This window comes from Microbacterium resistens (assembly GCF_021172025.1).
In the GTDB taxonomy this organism is placed as follows: domain Bacteria; phylum Actinomycetota; class Actinomycetes; order Actinomycetales; family Microbacteriaceae; genus Microbacterium; species Microbacterium resistens.
In genome coordinates this window covers 3,888,946-3,905,215 of record NZ_CP082781.1, presented here as the reverse complement: position 1 = coordinate 3,905,215, position 16,270 = coordinate 3,888,946, and the positions used below count along the sequence as shown (strand labels likewise).

The 16,270-nt window shown below is 68.3% G+C and carries 13 protein-coding genes and 1 tRNA gene; 7 read left to right on the top strand and 7 right to left on the bottom strand.

Annotated elements, in window-relative coordinates; translation table 11 throughout:
* Positions 1-141: 141 nt before the first annotated feature.
* The 6 genes from K8F61_RS18420 (at position 142) to K8F61_RS18395 (ending at position 7,103) form a co-directional block, all read left to right on the top strand.
* Positions 142-4,362 (top strand): GDSL-type esterase/lipase family protein, encoded by a 4,221-nt coding sequence (locus K8F61_RS18420; protein WP_231820204.1) that lies wholly within the window; start codon positions 142-144, stop codon positions 4,360-4,362.
* A gap of 128 nt (positions 4,363-4,490) precedes the next feature.
* Entirely contained in the window at positions 4,491-4,892 is a 402-nt protein-coding gene (locus K8F61_RS18415) for a hypothetical protein (protein WP_231820203.1), read from the top strand.
* Positions 4,886-5,434: a hypothetical protein gene (locus K8F61_RS18410; RefSeq protein WP_231820202.1), complete on the top strand. Its 549-nt coding sequence runs from the start codon at positions 4,886-4,888 to the stop codon at positions 5,432-5,434. The genes K8F61_RS18415 and K8F61_RS18410 overlap by 7 nt, the downstream gene beginning before the upstream one ends.
* Positions 5,435-5,907: 473 nt before the next feature.
* A complete protein-coding gene (locus K8F61_RS18405) occupies positions 5,908-6,051 on the top strand; it encodes a hypothetical protein (protein ID WP_231820201.1) in 144 nt (47 codons plus the stop codon).
* A 103-nt stretch (positions 6,052-6,154) separates the two neighbouring features.
* Positions 6,155-6,228 (top strand) — tRNA-Pro (locus K8F61_RS18400).
* A gap of 107 nt (positions 6,229-6,335) precedes the next feature.
* On the top strand, positions 6,336-7,103 hold the full coding sequence (locus K8F61_RS18395) for an HAD-IIB family hydrolase (RefSeq protein WP_231820200.1): 768 nt from the start codon (positions 6,336-6,338) through the stop codon (positions 7,101-7,103).
* Positions 7,104-7,338: 235 nt separating this feature from the next.
* On the opposite strand, the gene K8F61_RS18390 is transcribed toward K8F61_RS18395, so the two are convergent.
* From K8F61_RS18390 to sigJ, 6 genes are all read right to left on the bottom strand, one after another.
* Positions 7,339-8,613: an alpha-hydroxy acid oxidase gene (locus K8F61_RS18390; RefSeq protein ID WP_231820199.1), complete on the bottom strand. Its 1,275-nt coding sequence runs from the start codon at positions 8,611-8,613 to the stop codon at positions 7,339-7,341.
* A gap of 13 nt (positions 8,614-8,626) precedes the next feature.
* The gene (locus tag K8F61_RS18385) at positions 8,627-9,337 is read right to left on the bottom strand and encodes a FadR/GntR family transcriptional regulator (protein ID WP_231820198.1); all 711 of its coding nucleotides are present in this window, start codon (positions 9,335-9,337) and stop codon (positions 8,627-8,629) included.
* A 304-nt stretch (positions 9,338-9,641) separates the two neighbouring features.
* Positions 9,642-10,271 carry a thymidine kinase gene (locus K8F61_RS18380; RefSeq protein WP_231820197.1) on the bottom strand — a complete coding sequence of 210 codons (630 nt, stop codon included), beginning with the start codon at positions 10,269-10,271 and terminating at the stop codon, positions 9,642-9,644.
* 9 nt (positions 10,272-10,280) lie between these two features.
* Positions 10,281-11,711 (bottom strand): malate dehydrogenase (quinone), encoded by a 1,431-nt coding sequence (gene mqo / locus K8F61_RS18375; protein WP_231821582.1) that lies wholly within the window; start codon positions 11,709-11,711, stop codon positions 10,281-10,283.
* 101 nt (positions 11,712-11,812) lie between these two features.
* Complete coding sequence (locus K8F61_RS18370) at positions 11,813-12,877, bottom strand: aspartate-semialdehyde dehydrogenase (protein ID WP_067247561.1); 1,065 nt, start codon at positions 12,875-12,877, stop codon at positions 11,813-11,815.
* Between the two features lie 105 nt (positions 12,878-12,982).
* Positions 12,983-13,882: an RNA polymerase sigma factor SigJ gene (gene sigJ, locus K8F61_RS18365; protein WP_067247559.1), complete on the bottom strand. Its 900-nt coding sequence runs from the start codon at positions 13,880-13,882 to the stop codon at positions 12,983-12,985.
* Between the two features lie 120 nt (positions 13,883-14,002).
* Between sigJ and K8F61_RS18360 the strand changes: the two genes are divergently transcribed.
* Positions 14,003-14,740 (top strand): SDR family oxidoreductase, encoded by a 738-nt coding sequence (locus tag K8F61_RS18360; RefSeq protein WP_231820196.1) that lies wholly within the window; start codon positions 14,003-14,005, stop codon positions 14,738-14,740.
* A 206-nt stretch (positions 14,741-14,946) separates the two neighbouring features.
* On the opposite strand, the gene K8F61_RS18355 is transcribed toward K8F61_RS18360, so the two are convergent.
* Complete coding sequence (locus tag K8F61_RS18355) at positions 14,947-16,233, bottom strand: aspartate kinase (RefSeq protein ID WP_067247553.1); 1,287 nt, start codon at positions 16,231-16,233, stop codon at positions 14,947-14,949.
* Positions 16,234-16,270: the final 37 nt, after the last annotated feature.

Below are 16,270 nucleotides of genomic sequence, written 5' to 3'. Positions count from 1 at the left end.
GCATCAATACCTACGATTACAGCCTTTTTCTGGCGCCGACACAGACACTCTTGACTAGACCCAGCAGCGAAGAGCAGTCTTGGACCTTGTATCGCATGCCAGTGCTGTCGAGGCGAACGAGACGGCGTACCTGTAGGGATCATGATGCTTCCACCGGCGCCCAAAGCCCTCGCCGCAAGCGGGATGCTGCTCGCATTCCTTGCCGCCGTGAGCAACGGCGCACCCACCGCACCGCTGATGGGGACGGCGCCGCCACGCCCTTCCGAGACACAGCGGATCGCCATCGAAGCCGACTTCTCTGCGACCGCGGAGGACCGCGTGCCCGAGGACCAGCGTGAGGACGTCCTCGGGCCGGACTGGCGGACGAGCGACGACATCGCCTGGACTCTGTCCGGCGACAGCACCGCGCTCCGTGTCCTCACCGCTCGCGAGAGCGAGGGATACACCTGGACCGAGATCGCGGCGCTCGGCACTCTCAATCTCGAGACCGACCGGTGGATCGGCAACGCATGCATGACAGCCGACAAACGCTGGCTTGCCGTCGTCTACGGACCCCGCGGTTTCACGAACGACGAAGTACTCTTCACGCGCGGCGCGTTTGGGGCCGTTGTCGAGGTCGACACGGGCTCCGTCACTGAGCTGGGCAGGGGCTTCAGCCTCGCCTACTTCAACCCCGGGTGCGGCCAGGACGACCACGCGGTGTTCTCCGCGTTCTCGGACACCTGGGCCACCCACCTCACCCGCCTCTCCGCATCGGATCCGAGCGACCGACAGGAGGTTGATGTCGCCGACTTCGTCACGTCCGCAATCCCCACCTCACGCGGGATCGTCGGCGCGACAGGGGGCGAGCTGTCCCTGATCGGCGACGACGGAAGCACGTCATCCCTGATTAAGACCCAAGGACAGGCCTTCGATCTGAGTCTGAGCGTCGACGGTTCGCTCACGTACCTCCAGCACGACGGCACCCAGGCGCAAGCGATGCTCGTTGCCGGCGACGGTTCCGGCGATCCGACACAGCTCGCAGATGGTGTGCTCTCGGAGCTCGGCCTCGCCACGGCGGCGGACGGCAGCATTGCGATCCTCGGAACGCCGAACGAAGTCTCCGACGGCCTGCCCTCGCATGTCATGGCGCTGGAAGGAAGCAGCGTGGGCGGTACCCTCTCGGCGGATGGGGCGCTGTTCATCGATACGTCGTTCGCTACGGCCGCACCGCTCGGGTCCGCTTCCCCCGCCCCGGACGCCACCACGTCGACACAGATCAGCGCCAGGGTGGTCGAGACCGATACACAGCTCGAGTTCGAGGTCGACACCAGCGATAGCCCGTCCTCGCCTTCATCGACCTCGCAGGACGAGTTTCGACGGGACGCACCGCCCGCGATGGTCCCCGATTCCCCTGTCAGCAGCGGAAGTATCTGTGCGGTGCCGCGGAACGACCCAGCGATCCAGGCGATGCAACCGCGGCCTGCGGAGGTCGAATGGGCCGTGAGTCAAGCCGTGCAGCAAGATCTGCATCCGTCGTTCCCTCGGCCCGCACTTGCAGGAGGCGGCCGTGTACCCGTGCAGATCATGCTCGGTGTCCTCGCGCAGGAGTCCAACGTCTGGCAGGCGTCTCGATACTCCGTGCCCGGCGTGCCGGGCAACCCGCTGATCGGGAACTACTACGGCATCGACCGGCTCAGCGACGCAGACGATGCATGGTGGCAGATCGACTACGAGAACGCCGACTGCGGATATGGCATCGCGCAGGTGACAGACGGAATGGAACAGGGCGAGATGCCCTACGCCGATCAACTCGCCATCGCGACCGACTACCAGGCGAACATCGCGCGAGGCCTTCAGATCCTCATCGAGAAGTGGAACGAACTGCACGCCGCGGGGATGAAGATCAACGACGGCAATCCCGCCTATCTCGAGAACTGGTTCTACGCCCTGTGGACCTACAACACCGGGTTCAAAGCACCTACGCCGTCGAACGACCGCTGGGGAGTCGGCTGGTCCAACAATCCGATCAACCCGATCTATGCCGCCAACCGCGGACCATTCCTCGACAACTCCCCCGCAGATGCGGCGAACCCTCAACGGTGGCCGTACCCGGAGAAGGTACTCGGTTTCGCCGCGCACTCTGCGCAGTTCATCGATTCCGTCGACCAGGGTCCGCTCGGCGACACGTTCACCTACCTTCCCGCTTTCACACCCGCCTGGTGGACAGCCGCTGACAACGACAACGGCGAGACCTTCCGACGACAAGTCAAACCCGAGCCTGACCTCTTCTGTGATGCCACCAATAGTTGCGACCCTGCGACCGCGGCGAAGTGCACGCGTGCTGACTCGGAGTGCTGGTTCCACTTCTCTGCGGAATGGAAGGAGGACTGCTCCACGGAATGCGGACGAGAGACGTTGATGTACGACATCGGGGAGCCGAAGCCCTCGGCGGCGGGCAGCTACCCGCCGAACTGTTCGGTAGACGAACTTCCCGCAGGCGCTCTGATCATCGACAACCTGCCGTCAGGCTCACCGCCGACGCGCTCTGGTTGCTCCCCGGTCTCCAGCGCGGGGACATTCGAGTTCCGCTTCGCTCAGGATGCGGCCGGGCTCTACCCGTCAAAGGTCGACCTGCATCAACTCGGTTCCGGGTTCAACGGGCAGTTCTGGTTCACTCATGTGCGCGTGCCCGACACCGCCGAGGCGTTCGGCGGCGCCCTCGACGTCGCAGGCACGTGGACACTCGACCAGCCCTTGAATGGCTGGGCGCGGGTTTACGTCCACATGCCGAACCACGGCGCCTGGACGCAACAGGCCTCGTACCAGATCGAGACGGGCGTGAAGACGACGACGCGGATCGTCAATCAGCGCAATTACGCCAACGAATGGGTCTCGCTCGGTGCACTTCCCTTCGCGGGCACACCACGAATCACGCTGGCGAACAACGACGCCCAGTACGCCGACGAAGACCTGGCGAGCGCACTTTCAGGGGCAGACGACATCGCATGGGATGCCGTGGCCTTCGAACCGCTCCCCGCCAAGCCGGCCGACCTCATCGTCGCACTCGGTGACTCCTACTCCTCCGGCGAGGGCACCTCTCCCGGGGACGGCTCGGGCTTCTTCCGCGGAAGCGACCATCACGGCAGGAAGGCTCTGCAGGACGGCGATCCCGATGACCCCGAGGATTCTTACGCGCCCGACCCGAACAGAAACGCGTGCCACCGCTCAACTGCGGCGTGGCCGTATGGCATCGAGCCTCCGAACATCCCCGGACAGCCGGCTCGGGCTCTCACGGCGGCACAGGACCCGCGCCTCGACTTTCACCTGCTTGCCTGTTCGGGTGCAGAAACACGTCATGTACAAAGCGACCAGGTTTCCGGCTCCAAACAGCGATTCGCAGAGCGCAACCAGCTAGATCGCGGGTTCGTTGACGAGAACACGACACTTGTCACCCTCACGATCGGCGGCAACGACCTGGGCTTCGAGGAGATCATCAAATCCTGCGTGATCCTCGGCACGATCTCCTCCCCGGATGATTGTGAGTCCGTAGGGACGAGCACGGGTCTGTCGTTGGGAGAAGTCGTCGCCGACAGGCTCTCCGCCCTTCCAGACCTCGTTTCCGCGACCCTGAACGAGATCCGTGACAATGCTCCCAATGCACGTATTCTCATGCTCGGGTACCCCATGATCTTCGAGAGCAGCGGCGCATGCGTCTCCGTGCGCAGCGGAGACCTCCCCTGGTTGAACTCCGTGGCCGACAAGCTGAACGCGGCCCTGACCGAAGCAGCCGACGCCGCGGGAGCGCACGTAACCTACCAAGATCCGCAGTACCTCTTCGCCGGCGCGAACCTCTGCACCCCAGATACCCTGATCAACGGATTCATGCTCGAGCTGACCCCCGGCGACGAGCCCCTTGCGGAATGGACCGGCCTGGGGCCGAACGTGCCCGCCCCGCTATCCGCGCAGTCCTTTCATCCGAACACGGCCGGGGCTGACCGCTACGCCACGGTGGCGAACTCCGCTCTCGACGCCTCGTCCGTGTCGCTCAGTGGGACCCTTGTCGGCGGGCAACCGACGACCTATTACATGACCTTCCGTGTACACGATGGCGGTCCTGTGTCGTTCAACGTCACGGGTTTCGACTCCTGTGGTGGCCAGATCCGATTCGGTCTCCGACGCAACGACGGCATCGGTGCGATCGGCGAACAGGACACGGAGACTCTGGCTTGGGAGCGCCCTCACAAGATGCAGACCTTCATGCGAGAGGACGCTCCCGGCGACACGTGGTTGCCCGCAGGGGATTATGCGCTCAACGCACGCCTGACCGCGCCCTGCCCGGGAGACCCGGAACAGCCGTGGACGGCGGTCCTGAGGTGGTGACCCGGAGACGCATCGCGGCCGCATTCATCTCGATCCTGCTCATCCTCGCCCTGGGCGGATGCTCCTTCTCCCCTTCCGCACGAGAGCGAGCTGAGAAGAGCGCCGCATCCGCAATCAACTCCCTAGCTGTGAACTTGAAGGACAAAGTGCCTGCCGAACGGATCGGCTTTCCCCTGACGCGCGATGATTTCGTCGATGTCCGGATCTCTTTCTTCGAGGAAAGGTCGTGGCCTCCCGCAGATGACCGCGTACTCCGCGGAGGAACCCCGACGGTGTACCAATCCACCGGAAGCGGCACACGCTCGGAGATCACTTTTGGGCTGTATCAAGGCGCCAGCGTCACCTCGGTGTTCACGACATCCGCGAACATCTACGGATGCGCTGAGCTCAGCCTGACCATCGACCGGCGCGTGCAACTCCGGAATGTCATCTGCCCGGATTGGATCGCTGGCCTGTTGGCCCAGAGCTCGCCACAACTCGTCGATCTGGAAGAGGTGCTGACGGCACGAAAGGGAACGACGACATGGTGAGAGCACTCCATGCCACGCAATTCGTGGCCGGGATCCTTGCGACCGTTCTCTGCATCGGCCTCTCCGGATGCTCGTGGGCATCCCGAGGTTCGGGAAGAGACGAAGCCGAGAAGGATGTGGCGTTCTCCGTCAGCGACGTGGCGGCAAGACTGAAATCTGAAGTTCCCGCGTCGAAGGTAGGGAAGGCACTCACCTCGGAAGATCTGGCAACGGTCGGTGTCCTACACCTCCTCGACGCGCATGAACAGGCGGCAGATTCGGCGCTTCACACAGGGGAAGTCGTGGTGTTCGAATCATCGGGCGACGGCACTCGTTCACGAGTTCAGTTCTGGACATATCAAGAAGCAACGATCGATTCCGTCTTCTCCACGACAGCGCGTGCTTATGGCTGTGGCAGCCTCACCCTCGCGGCGGACCGCAGCGTGACGCTGGCCGACAGCGAATGCCCCGGATGGGTGGCTGCCCGATTCACGAGCTCGACGATCCGGGTTGTCTCGCTCGAAGAGGTCCTGACGAAGCAGAAGGGCAGGACGACCTGGTGAGTATTCACGATTCCGTCTCGCTCAGCGGCGGATCTCGCCGAGCCCGCTCGAACCGCCGCTACAGACGTGGACGGCGGTCCTGAGGTGGTGACCCAGAGACGCATCGCGGCCGCATTCATCTCGATCCTGCTCATCCTCGCCCTGGGCGGATGCTCCTTCTCCCCTTCCGCACGAGAGCGAGCTGAGAAGAGCGCCGCGTCCGCAATCAACTCCCTAGCGACGAGCATGAAGATGAACGTGCCTGGGACGAGAATCGGATCGGTGCTGACGAAAGCAGATCTCCCAGATGCTCGCGTCAACTTCCTTGTGGACGGACGCCCTCCGGCCGAAAGCCCCACCCCAATGGGCGGCACACCGAACGTCTTTGATTCTGCGGCCGACGGACAAAGCTCCTCTATCGTCTTCTGGCTCCCCAAGCCGCCAGCGTTGTGTCGGCTTTCGATGAATCGGCGTTCATCTACGGATGCGGGAGCTTGACGCTCGATCAGTCGAAGCGCGTCACACTCAAGGACCGCGACTGCCCGGACTGGGTGCGCGAACAGATCGACGCGCACTCGCCACAACTCGTTTCACTGGAACAGCTTCTGGTCGAGCGGAAGGGGAAGGCGATGTGGTGAGCTCGGGGACCAGGAGCCGGACCTCGGACCGCCGCGCAACGCTCCCGGGCGGTGACCCGATTCGGACGCACGCAGTTTTCGGTATAGACTCGAACGGTTGCCACGGGGTGTGGCGCAGCTTGGTAGCGCGCTTCGTTCGGGACGAAGAGGCCGCAGGTTCAAATCCTGTCACCCCGACACATCAGAGGGACCGATCCACGGATCGGTCCCTCTCTCGTTCTCCCCCGCTCCGGCCCCGACGCCGAGCGGGAAGGCCCAGGTCCGCCGGATAAGCTGAGCACACCATGACTGCACCGCGCCTGGTCGCCTTCGACCTCGACGACACCCTCGCCCCCTCGAAGAGCCCGATCGATCCGCGGATCGCCCGCCTGCTGATCGACCTCGCGTCCCGGGTCGAGGTCGCGATCATCTCCGGCGGAAACGAGGACCAGTTCCGCACGCAGGTCGTCTCGCAGCTCGGAACCGACGTCGACACGGCGACGCTCGCCCGGATCCACCTCATGCCCACCTGCGGCACGCGCTACCTGCGCCACGACGGCGACGACTTCACGCTCGTCTACGCCCGCGACCTCACTCCGGAGCAGACCGCCGAGGCGCTCCGGGCCCTGGAGGAGGAGGCACGTCGGCTCGGCCTCTGGGAGGCCGAGCCGTGGGGGCCGATCCTGGAGGACCGCGGGTCGCAGGTGACGTTCTCCGCGCTCGGGCAGAAGGCTCCCGGCGACGCGAAGAAGGCGTGGGACCCGGACGGCGCCAAGCGCCGCGCGCTCCGCGACGCCGTGGCGCCGCTCCTGCCCGACCTGGAGGTCCGCTCCGGCGGCTCCACCTCGATCGACATCACGCGCGCCGGCATCGACAAGGCGTACGGCATGGGCGAGCTCGCCGAGCATACCGGCATCCCCTACGGCGAGATGCTCTTCTACGGCGACCGGCTGGACGAGGGCGGCAACGACTACCCCGTGAAGGCTCTCGGCGTCCCCTGCGTGGCTGTGGAGGGCTGGGAGGACACCGCGGACCACCTGGACGCCCTGCTGCCGACGCTCCCGCGCCGCTGACGAGGGCAGCGCGTTTCGTCTCGCTGCGCTCGCTCAACGACAGACACCCACCGGACGTTGAGCGAGGAGCGCAGCGACGAGACGAAACGCGCCCGGCACCGGGGCAGCGCGTTTCGACTCGCTCCGCTCGCTCAACGACCGGAGATGCCGCGTTTCGACTCGCTGCGCTCGCTCAACGACCGGAGGGTCACTCGCTGCGCTCGCTCGACGGACGGAGGGGGCTCGCGGCGGTCGCTCAGCGACCGGGTGAGACCGACTCCGCGGCGGCCGGAGACACGGGCACCATCCGCGTCAGCTGCGTGACGTGCGCGGGCTCCAGCTCCGCCAGCGTGGAGACGCCGAGCAGGCGCATCGTCCGCTCGATCTCGCTGCGGAGGATCGCGATCGTCCGGTCCACTCCGCGGCGCCCGCCGGCCATCAGCCCGTACAGGTATGCGCGGCCGATGAGCGTGAAGTCGGCGCCCAGCGCGACGGACGCCACGATGTCGGCACCGTTCATGATCCCCGTGTCGATCATGACGGTGAAGTCCTCCCCCACCTCACGGCGCACGTGCGGCAGCAGGTGGAACGGGATCGGCGCGCGGTCGAGCTGACGGCCGCCGTGGTTCGACAGCACGATCCCGTCGACGCCCGCGTCCTTCAGCCGTGCGGCGTCCTCCACCGTCTGCACGCCCTTGACGACGAGCTTGCCCGGCCACAGGCCGCGGATCACGTCCAGGTCCTCGTAGCTGATCGTCGGGTCCATCGCGGCGTCCAGGAGCTCGCCCACGGTGCCGCCCGTGCTGCTGAGGGAGGCGAACTCCAGCTTCGGGGTCGTGAGGAAGTCGAACCACCACCACGGACGCGGGATCGCGTTGATGATCGTGCCGAGGGTCAGCTGCGGCGGGATGGAGAAGCCGTTGCGCTTGTCGCGCAGACGCGCCCCCGCGACCGGGGTGTCGACGGTGAACATCAGCGTGTCGAAACCCGCGTCGGCCGCGCGGCGGGTGAGACCGTAGGAGATCTCGCGATCACGCATCACATAGAGCTGGAACCAGTTGCGACCCGTCGGGTTGGCCGCCTTGACGCCCTCGATCGAAGTGGTCCCGAGGGTGGAGAGCGTGAACGGGATCCCGGCCGCGGCGGCGGCACCGGCACCGGCGATCTCCCCCTCGGTCTGCATGAGGCGGGTGAAGCCGGTGGGGGCGATGCCGAACGGCAACGCGCTGGGACCGTCGAGGATCGTCGTCGACGTGTCCAGGTCGGGTGCCGGCGTGAGGATCCCCGGGTGGAACTCGACGTCCTCGAACGCCTGACGGGCCCGCGCCAGCGAGAGCTCACCCTCGGCGGCGCCGTCGGTGTAGTCGAAGGCCGCCTTCGGGGTGCGCCGCTTCGCGATCGTGCGCAGGTCGGCGATCGTCAGCGCCGAGTCGAGACGGCGCTTGGTGCCGTCCAGCTCGGGCGCCTTGAACTTCATCAGTTCGAAGATCTCCGCGGGCTTGGGGAGCTGACGGGGGATGCGGGATGCCATGGATGCCCTTCCTTCAGGTGAGACCGGTCGCGGCGTAGTAGCCGAGGATGTGGTCGCGGACACGGGCGGAGGCCTCGGTGGCCGCCCCCTCGTCCACCGCCCGGATGATGTGTCGATGCTCGTGACGCAGCGCCTGGGCCATCGCGTCCCAATCGTCGATGCCCGCGGATCCCTGGATCACGTAGGACTCGATCGCCTCGCGCAGCCCGGTCATCATCGCCGCGATGACGGCGTTCCCGGAGGCCTCGGCCAACGCCAGGTGGAGCTGGGCGTCCAGCGCCAGGAACTCGGACCTGCTCAGACCGGGGGCGTCCATCGCGTCGAGGATCGCGTGGGCAGCGGTCGTGTCGCGCTCGGGATCCGCGGCGACCATCGCCGTCACGGCCTCCTCCAGCACCAGGCGCGTCCGCACCACGTCGGCGATCGGGAAGCCCTGCGCGGCAACCTGCAGACGCAACAGCGCGGACAGGCCCCCTCCCGGGGCGGCGATCACGATCGCGCCCGCCTGCGGACCGGATCCCGTGGCCGTGCGGATGAGCCCCATGACTTCGAGGACCCGCAGCGCCTCGCGGACGCTGGACCGCCCGACGCCGAGATCGGCGGCGAGATCGCGCTCGGAGGGCAGGCGGTCGCCGGGACCGAGGCGGCCGTCGAGGAGGTCGCGCTCGATGTGCTCGAGCACCGCGCGCCAGGCGCGCACCGGGGCGTCCGCGCTCTCGGTCATACATCCTCCTGTGGTCTGACCACAGGATATGCCGTGTGGTCTGACCACGCAAGCCCGGTGGTCGGGGTGGGATGGCGCGCGTTTCGTCTCGCTGCGCTCGCTCAACGACCGGAAGGTGGCGCGGGACGTGCTGCGTTTCGTCTCGCTACGCTCGCTCAACGACCAGAGGGCGCGGGGGACGTGCTGCGTTTCGACTCGCTGCGCTCGCTCAACGACCAGAGGGCGCGGGGGACGTGCTGCGTTTCGACTCGCTGCGCTCGCTCAACGAGCGGGCGGGTGAACGCGCGGGATCCGCCGAGTCGGATCAGCTCAGGCGGCCGCCGGACTCCTGGAGATAGCAGTTGCCGCAGAGGGACTCGTACGTCACGGCGGCACCGTCGATCGCGACCTGCTCCCCGTCGAAGACGAACGCGTCCCCCACACGACGGCCGTTGAACACCGCCTTGCGCCCGCAGCGGCAGATCGTCTTCAGCTCCTCGAGCGTGTGCGCGATGGCGAGGAGCCGGGCAGACCCCGGGAAGGCATGGGTGAGGAAGTCGTTGCGGATCCCGTATGCGAGCACGGGGATCCCGTCCTCCACGGCGATCCGGAACAGGTCGTCGACCTGCTCAGGCGTGAGGAACTGCGCCTCGTCCACGAGCAGGCACGCCACGTCCGCCGGCTCCTGCGGCAGCAGCCCCGCCGTCGCCTCCCCGCGGACGCGATCGCGCTCCCGCTGGAAGAGGGCTCGGGCGTCGTCCTCCGCCCCGATCAGGAAGTCGACCTCACGCGTCATCCCGAGCCGGCTCTCGATCTGGGACGCGCCCTTCGTGTCGATCGCGGGCTTGGCCAGCAGCACGTGCTGGCCTCGCTCCTCGTAGTTGTACGCCGCCTGCAGCAGAGCCGTCGACTTTCCGGAGTTCATCGCCCCGTAGCGGAAGTACAGCTTCGCCACGGCGGACCGTCAGGCCGTGAGGTCGAGCGCGGAGGCGGTGGTGGACATCGACGCCTCCGCCGCCGCGGCGTCGCCGTTCAGCGTCTGCCCGAGCGTCGGGATCAGCGCACGCAGCTCCGGCTCCCACCCCGGGTACTGCTCGGGGAAGCAGCGCTTGAGCAGACCGAGCATGATCGGGACGGCGGTCGACGCGCCCGGGGACGCGCCCAGCAGACCGGCGATGGATCCGTCCTCGGCCGCGACGACCTCGGTGCCGAACTGGAGGATCCCGCCCTTCTTCGGATCCTTCTTCATCACCTGGGCGCGCTGGCCCGCCTGGATCAGCGTCCAGTCCTCGTCCTTCGCCGTCGGCATGAAGACGCGCAGGCTGTCCACCTTCTTGCGATGGTTCTTCGCCAGCTCGCCGAGCAGGTACGTGATGAGGTCCGGGTTCGCGAACGCGACGCGCAGCATCGGCCACAGGTTGTGCGGACGGACCTGCGTGACGATGTCGAGCATCGATCCGTTCTTGAGGAACTTGGGGCTGAACGTCGCGAACGGACCGAACAGGAGGGAGGACTCCCCGTCGACGACGCGGGCGTCCAGGTGCGGGACCGACATCGGCGGCGCGCCGACCGAGGCCTGCGAGTAGACCTTGGCCTTGTGCTGGGCCACCACCGCCGGGTTCGTGGTCTTCAGGAACTGCCCGCCGATCGGGAACACGCCGTAGCCGCGGATCTCCGGGATCCCGGACTTCTGCAGGAGCTTGAGGGCCCAGCCGCCCGCGCCGACGAAGACGAACTTCGCGTCGAGCTGACCGGGCGTGCGGCCGATCGCGTTGCGGTAGCCGACCCGCCACGTGCCGTCCTTGCGGCGCTTGAGGCTGCGCACCTCATGGTCCGTGCGGACCTCGACGCCGCTCTCGGCGAGGTGGTCGAAGAGCTGGTGGGTGAGGGCGCCGAAGTCCACGTCGGTGCCCGAGGGGACGCGCGTCGCCGCGAACGGCTCGCCCGCCCGGCGCTTCTGCATCAGCAACGGCGCCCACTGGTTGATGACCCGGGAGTCCTCGCTGTACTCGATGCCCGCGAACAGCGGCTGCTCCTTGAGGACCTCGTACCGCTTCTTGAGGTAGGCGACGTCCTTCTCACCGCGGACGAACGTCATGTGCGGCGTGGAGTTGATGAACGTCGACGGTGCGTCCAGCACCCCCCGCTCGACCAGCGCGCTCCAGAACTGCCGGCTCTGCTGGAACTGCTCGTTGATCGAGATCGCCTTGGCCGGATCCAGCGGGCCGTCGCCGTTCTCCGGCATGTAGTTCAGCTCGCAGAGGGCGGCGTGACCCGTTCCCGCGTTGTTCCAGGGGTTGGAGCTCTCCTGCCCCACGTCGCTGAGCCGCTCGAAGGCGACGATCTTCCAGTCCGGCTGCAGTTCGTGCAGCAGGGTACCCAGGGTGGCGCTCATGATGCCACCGCCGATGAGGACGACGTCGACGGATTCAGTCACCCGACCAGTCTAGTTCCGGGCGCGAGGCCCCCCGACCACGTGTCGCCCCGCCCCGCCGATCAGCGGCCGAGACGGTCGGCGACGAGCTCTGCGACCTGGACGGCGTTGAGCGCCGCGCCCTTGCGCAGGTTGTCGTTGCTGAGGAAGAGCACGAGGCCCTTGCCCTCCGGTGCCGACTGGTCGGCCCGGATCCGGCCGACGAAGCTCGGGTCCTTGCCCGCCGCGGACAGCGGAGTGGGGACCTCCTCGAGCACGACGCCGGGGGCGCCGGCCAGCACCTCGCGCGCACGATCGGGGGTGATGTCCCGTGCGAACTCGGCGTTGATCGAGAGCGAGTGACCCGTGAACACCGGCACGCGCACGCACGTGCCCGCCACGCGCAGGTCCGGCAGACCCAGGATCTTCCGGCTCTCGTTGCGGAGCTTCTTCTCCTCGTCGGTCTCGTTCAGCCCGTCGTCGACGACGGATCCGGCCAGGGGGATCACGTCGAACGCGATCGGGGCGACGTACTTCTCCGGCTGCGGGAAGTCCACCGCGGAGCCGTCGTGGACGAGACGCAGGGTGTCGCCCTGGGCGAGCACGCCCTCGACCTGGCCGAGCAGCTCCTGCGCGCCGGCCAGCCCCGATCCGCTCACCGCCTGGTAGGTGCTCACGATGAGCCGCTCCAGCCCCGCCTCCTCGTGCAGCGCCTTCAGCACCGGCATCGCCGCCATCGTGGTGCAGTTCGGGTTGGCGATGATGCCCTTGGGGGTGTGCGCGATCGCCTCCGGGTTGACCTCGCTGACCACCAGCGGGACCTCCGGGTCCATCCGCCAGGCGCTGGAGTTGTCGACGACCACGGCGCCGGCCGCGGCGAAGCGCGGCGCGTAGGCGCGGCTCGCCGTCGCCCCCGCCGAGAACAGCGCGATGTCGATGCCCGCGGGATCCGCCGTCTCGACGTCCTCGATGAGGATCGTCTCTCCGCCGAACTCGACGGCCGTGCCGGCCGACCGCGCCGACGCGAACAGTCGCAGCTCCCGGATCGGGAAGGAGCGCTCCGCCAGGATGTCGCGCATGACGGTGCCGACCTGGCCGGTGGCGCCGACGATGGCGAGGGAGAGTCCGGAATCGGAGATACGGGTCATGAGGGTTCCTAGGCGTCGAGCGGTGAGGCGTTCGAGGCGCAGACGCGGTCGCCGGGTGTGGCGGAGGGATCCGCGCCTGGCGCCGGTGTCAGGGTTTGAGCGAGTCTAGCGGTTCCACAACCGCATCTTCTCCGGATTGCGCATGATCCACACGTCCGTGACCGCGTCGGGACCGGCCCCCACGTTCACCACCGTCGTGACGGCGCCGCCCTGCCTCGCGACGAGCGCCAGGCCGTCGCCCGTGCGCACGGCCTCGACCTCCGCATCCGGCCATTTCGCGAGGAGGCCGAGCAGGAACCGCGCGACGTCCGTCGCGCCCGTGACCGGGCGCCGGGCCGCCGAGACGACCCCTCCTCCGTCGGAGCGGAGGGTGACGGTGTCGTCGAGCACCGCCACGACCGCGGCGAGATCCCCCGAGAGGCACGCCGCGGCGAACGCCTGCACGAGGTCGTCGTGGCGCGCGGCATCCGCGCGGACGCGCCGCCCCTCTCGGACGTGACGACGGGCGGACGAGGCCAATTGGCGGCAGGCGGCGGGCGTGCGTCCGACCGCGGCCGCCACCTCGTCGAACGGCACGCCGAACACGTCGTGCAGCACGAAGACGACGCGTTCCGCCGGGGTGAGCGCCTCCAGCAGGAGCAGAAGCGCCGTCGACACGCTCTCCGCCTGGGAGACGCGATCGAGGGGATCTCCCGGAGGGGTCCCGTGGATTCCGGCCACCCGCAGCGCCTCGGCCGGCACGGGCTCGGGCAGCCACTCGCCCACGTACCGCTCCCGGCGCGCCCGCGCCGACCCGAGGACGTCCAGCACGATCCGGGAGACGACGCGGGTCAGCCAGGCGCCGGGCACGCGGATCGCCGCGCGCTCCGCGTCGTCCAGCCCGTACCACCGGACGTATGCCTCCTGCACCGCGTCCTCGGCCTCCGCGAGCTCGCCCAGCATGCGGAACGCCACCGCGATCAGCCGCGGACGCTCGGCTTCGGCGGTCCCTGTGTCGCCGGACATCCGCACCCCTTCCCTCCCGCCGCGCACGACCGAGGCGCGGGGGCGTGCTCACATTCTCGCGTGCCGCGTCGTCGGGAGGGTGAGGGACCGCGCCGCGGCCCGCTGCAGGAGAGGACACGCATGAGGATCGCGATCGCAGGAGGAACCGGAACGATCGGCAGGAAGATCGTCGCGGCGACGCGCGCCGCCGGCCATGACAGCGTCGTGCTCGCGCGCACCGCCGGCGTGGATCTGCGCACCGGCGAGGGCGTCGACGCCGCTCTCGACGGGGTCGACGCGATCGTGGACGCCGTGAGCGTGCCCACGCTCGACGCCCGGACCGCCACCGCCTTCTACGAGGCGACCACCGCGACGCTCCTGCGGGCGGTGTCGCGCCACGGCATCCGCCATCTGCTGACGCTGTCGATCGTGGGAGTGGACCGAAACCCCGCCGGGTACTACGCCGGAAAGCTCGCGCAGGAGCAACAGGTGGTCGCGTCCGATGCGCCGTGGACGATCCTCCGGGCGACGCAGTTCCACGAGTTCGCGGGCCAGGTCGCCGCACAGTCCCGTCTCGGGCCGATCCAGTTCGCGCCTCGCGCTCGGGTGCAGCCGGTGTCGGCTGCGGCGCTCGCCGGGCACCTCGTGAGCCTCGTCGCCGCCGGGGCGCAGGGACGCGCTGCGGACGTCACGGGTCCGCGCGAGGAGAGCCTGGCCGAGATGATCCGTGCCCAGGTCCGCCGGGACGGTCGCCGAGGGCCCGTCGTCGCGCTGTCCGTCCCGAACGCGCAGATGCGGGGGATGCGCGCGGGCCTGAACCTTCCCGGCCCGGACGCCCTGCGGATCGGTCCCTCCTTCGCGGACTGGCTGTCCGCCTGACCCCGAGCCTCACCCGCTCCGCCGGACCGCGTGCCCCGATCTGCACACTCGGACCCGATCTGCACATGCTCTCCCTGGAATCCTGTGCGGATCGGAGCGACGTGTGCAGATCGGGCGGCGTTTCGTCTCGCTCCGCTCGCTCAACGACCGGGGCGGAGCGGAGGGCGTTTCGTCTCGCTTCGCTCGCTCAACGACCGAGGGGTGGATCAGCGGCCGGAGCCGGCGGCGACGACCGCCTCCACCTCGCCGTCGAGACCGTACGCGGTGTGCACGGTGCGCGCGGCCTCGGCGAGGTCGTCGCCACGCAGCACGACCGAGATGCGGATCTCGGACGTGGAGATCATCTCGATGTTGATCCCGGCGGTGGACAGCGCCTCGAAGAGGATCGCGGAGACGCCCGAGTGCGTGCGCATCCCCGCCCCCACCACGGACAGCTTGCCGATCTGGTCGTCGTGCACGAGGCTCTCGAACCCGACCTCCTGCTGCTCCGCGGCCAGCGCCTTGAGCGCCGCGGCGGCGTCCGACTTCGGCAGCGTGAAGGAGATGTCGGTGCGCGCGGTCGAGGCCGGCGACACGTTCTGCACGATCATGTCGACGTTCGCGCCGGACTTCGCCACGATCTTGAAGATCTCGGCGGCCTTGCCCGGGACGTCCGGGACCCCGGTGACGGTGACCTTGGCCTGGCTGAGATCGGTGGCGACCCCGGCGACGATCGGCTCTTCCATGGCGTCTCCCTCGGATTCGCGGGGGTTCTTCATGCCCTCGCCCAGAACGTAGGTGCCCTCGTTCGACGTGAAGGTCGACCGGGCGTGGATGAGCACCCCGTGACGACGGGCGTACTCGACGGCGCGGATGTAGAGCACCTTCGCGCCGTTGGCGGCGAGCTCCAGCATCTCCTCGCTCCCGACCGTGCCGAGCTTGCGCGCCATCGGCACGACACGGGGATCCGCGGTGAAGATGCCGTCCACATCGCTGTAGATCTCGCAGACGTCGGCCTCGAGCGCCGCGGCGAGCGCGACCGCGGTCGTGTCGGATCCGCCGCGGCCGAGCGTCGTGATGTCCTGCGTGTCGTCGTTGAGCCCCTGGAACCCCGCGACGATGACGATCGCCCCCTCGTCGAGCGCCTCACGGAGCCGCGTGGGGGTGACCTCCACGATCCTGGCGGCGCCGTACCGGCTGTCGGTTCGCATCCCGGCCTGGGGACCGGTGAAGGAGCGCGCGTCGAAGCCCATCGAGTGGATGGCCATGGCCAGCAGCGCCATCGAGATCCGCTCGCCGCTGGAGAGCAGCATGTCGAGCTCCCGGGGGGCGGGGATCGGCGCGACCTCGGCGGCGAGGTCGAGCAGCTCGTCCGTCGTGTCGCCCATCGCGCTCACGGCCACGACGACGTCGTGCCCGGCGCGGCGGGTGTCGACGATGCGCTTGGCGACGCGCTTGATGCTCTCCGCGTCGGCGACGGAGGATCCGCCGTACTTCTGCACGATGAGGGCCACGAAAATCTCCCGGGGAACGGTCGGGCGCGGCTCGGTG

What these genes read in the sequence shown, in the direction of transcription:
- K8F61_RS18420 (WP_231820204.1), top strand. Translation starts at nt 142, where the DNA reads ATGATGCTTCCACCGGCGCCCAAAGCCCTCGCCGCAAGCGGGATGCTG.
- K8F61_RS18410 (WP_231820202.1), top strand. Translation starts at nt 4,886, where the DNA reads ATGGTGAGAGCACTCCATGCCACGCAATTCGTGGCCGGGATCCTTGCG.
- K8F61_RS18395 (WP_231820200.1), top strand. Translation starts at nt 6,336, where the DNA reads ATGACTGCACCGCGCCTGGTCGCCTTCGACCTCGACGACACCCTCGCC.
- K8F61_RS18390 (WP_231820199.1), bottom strand. Translation starts at nt 8,613, where the DNA reads ATGGCATCCCGCATCCCCCGTCAGCTCCCCAAGCCCGCGGAGATCTTC.
- K8F61_RS18385 (WP_231820198.1), bottom strand. Translation starts at nt 9,337, where the DNA reads ATGACCGAGAGCGCGGACGCCCCGGTGCGCGCCTGGCGCGCGGTGCTC.
- mqo (WP_231821582.1), bottom strand. Translation starts at nt 11,711, where the DNA reads ATGAGCGCCACCCTGGGTACCCTGCTGCACGAACTGCAGCCGGACTGG.
- K8F61_RS18370 (WP_067247561.1), bottom strand. Translation starts at nt 12,877, where the DNA reads ATGACCCGTATCTCCGATTCCGGACTCTCCCTCGCCATCGTCGGCGCC.
- sigJ (WP_067247559.1), bottom strand. Translation starts at nt 13,882, where the DNA reads ATGTCCGGCGACACAGGGACCGCCGAAGCCGAGCGTCCGCGGCTGATC.
- K8F61_RS18360 (WP_231820196.1), top strand. Translation starts at nt 14,003, where the DNA reads ATGAGGATCGCGATCGCAGGAGGAACCGGAACGATCGGCAGGAAGATC.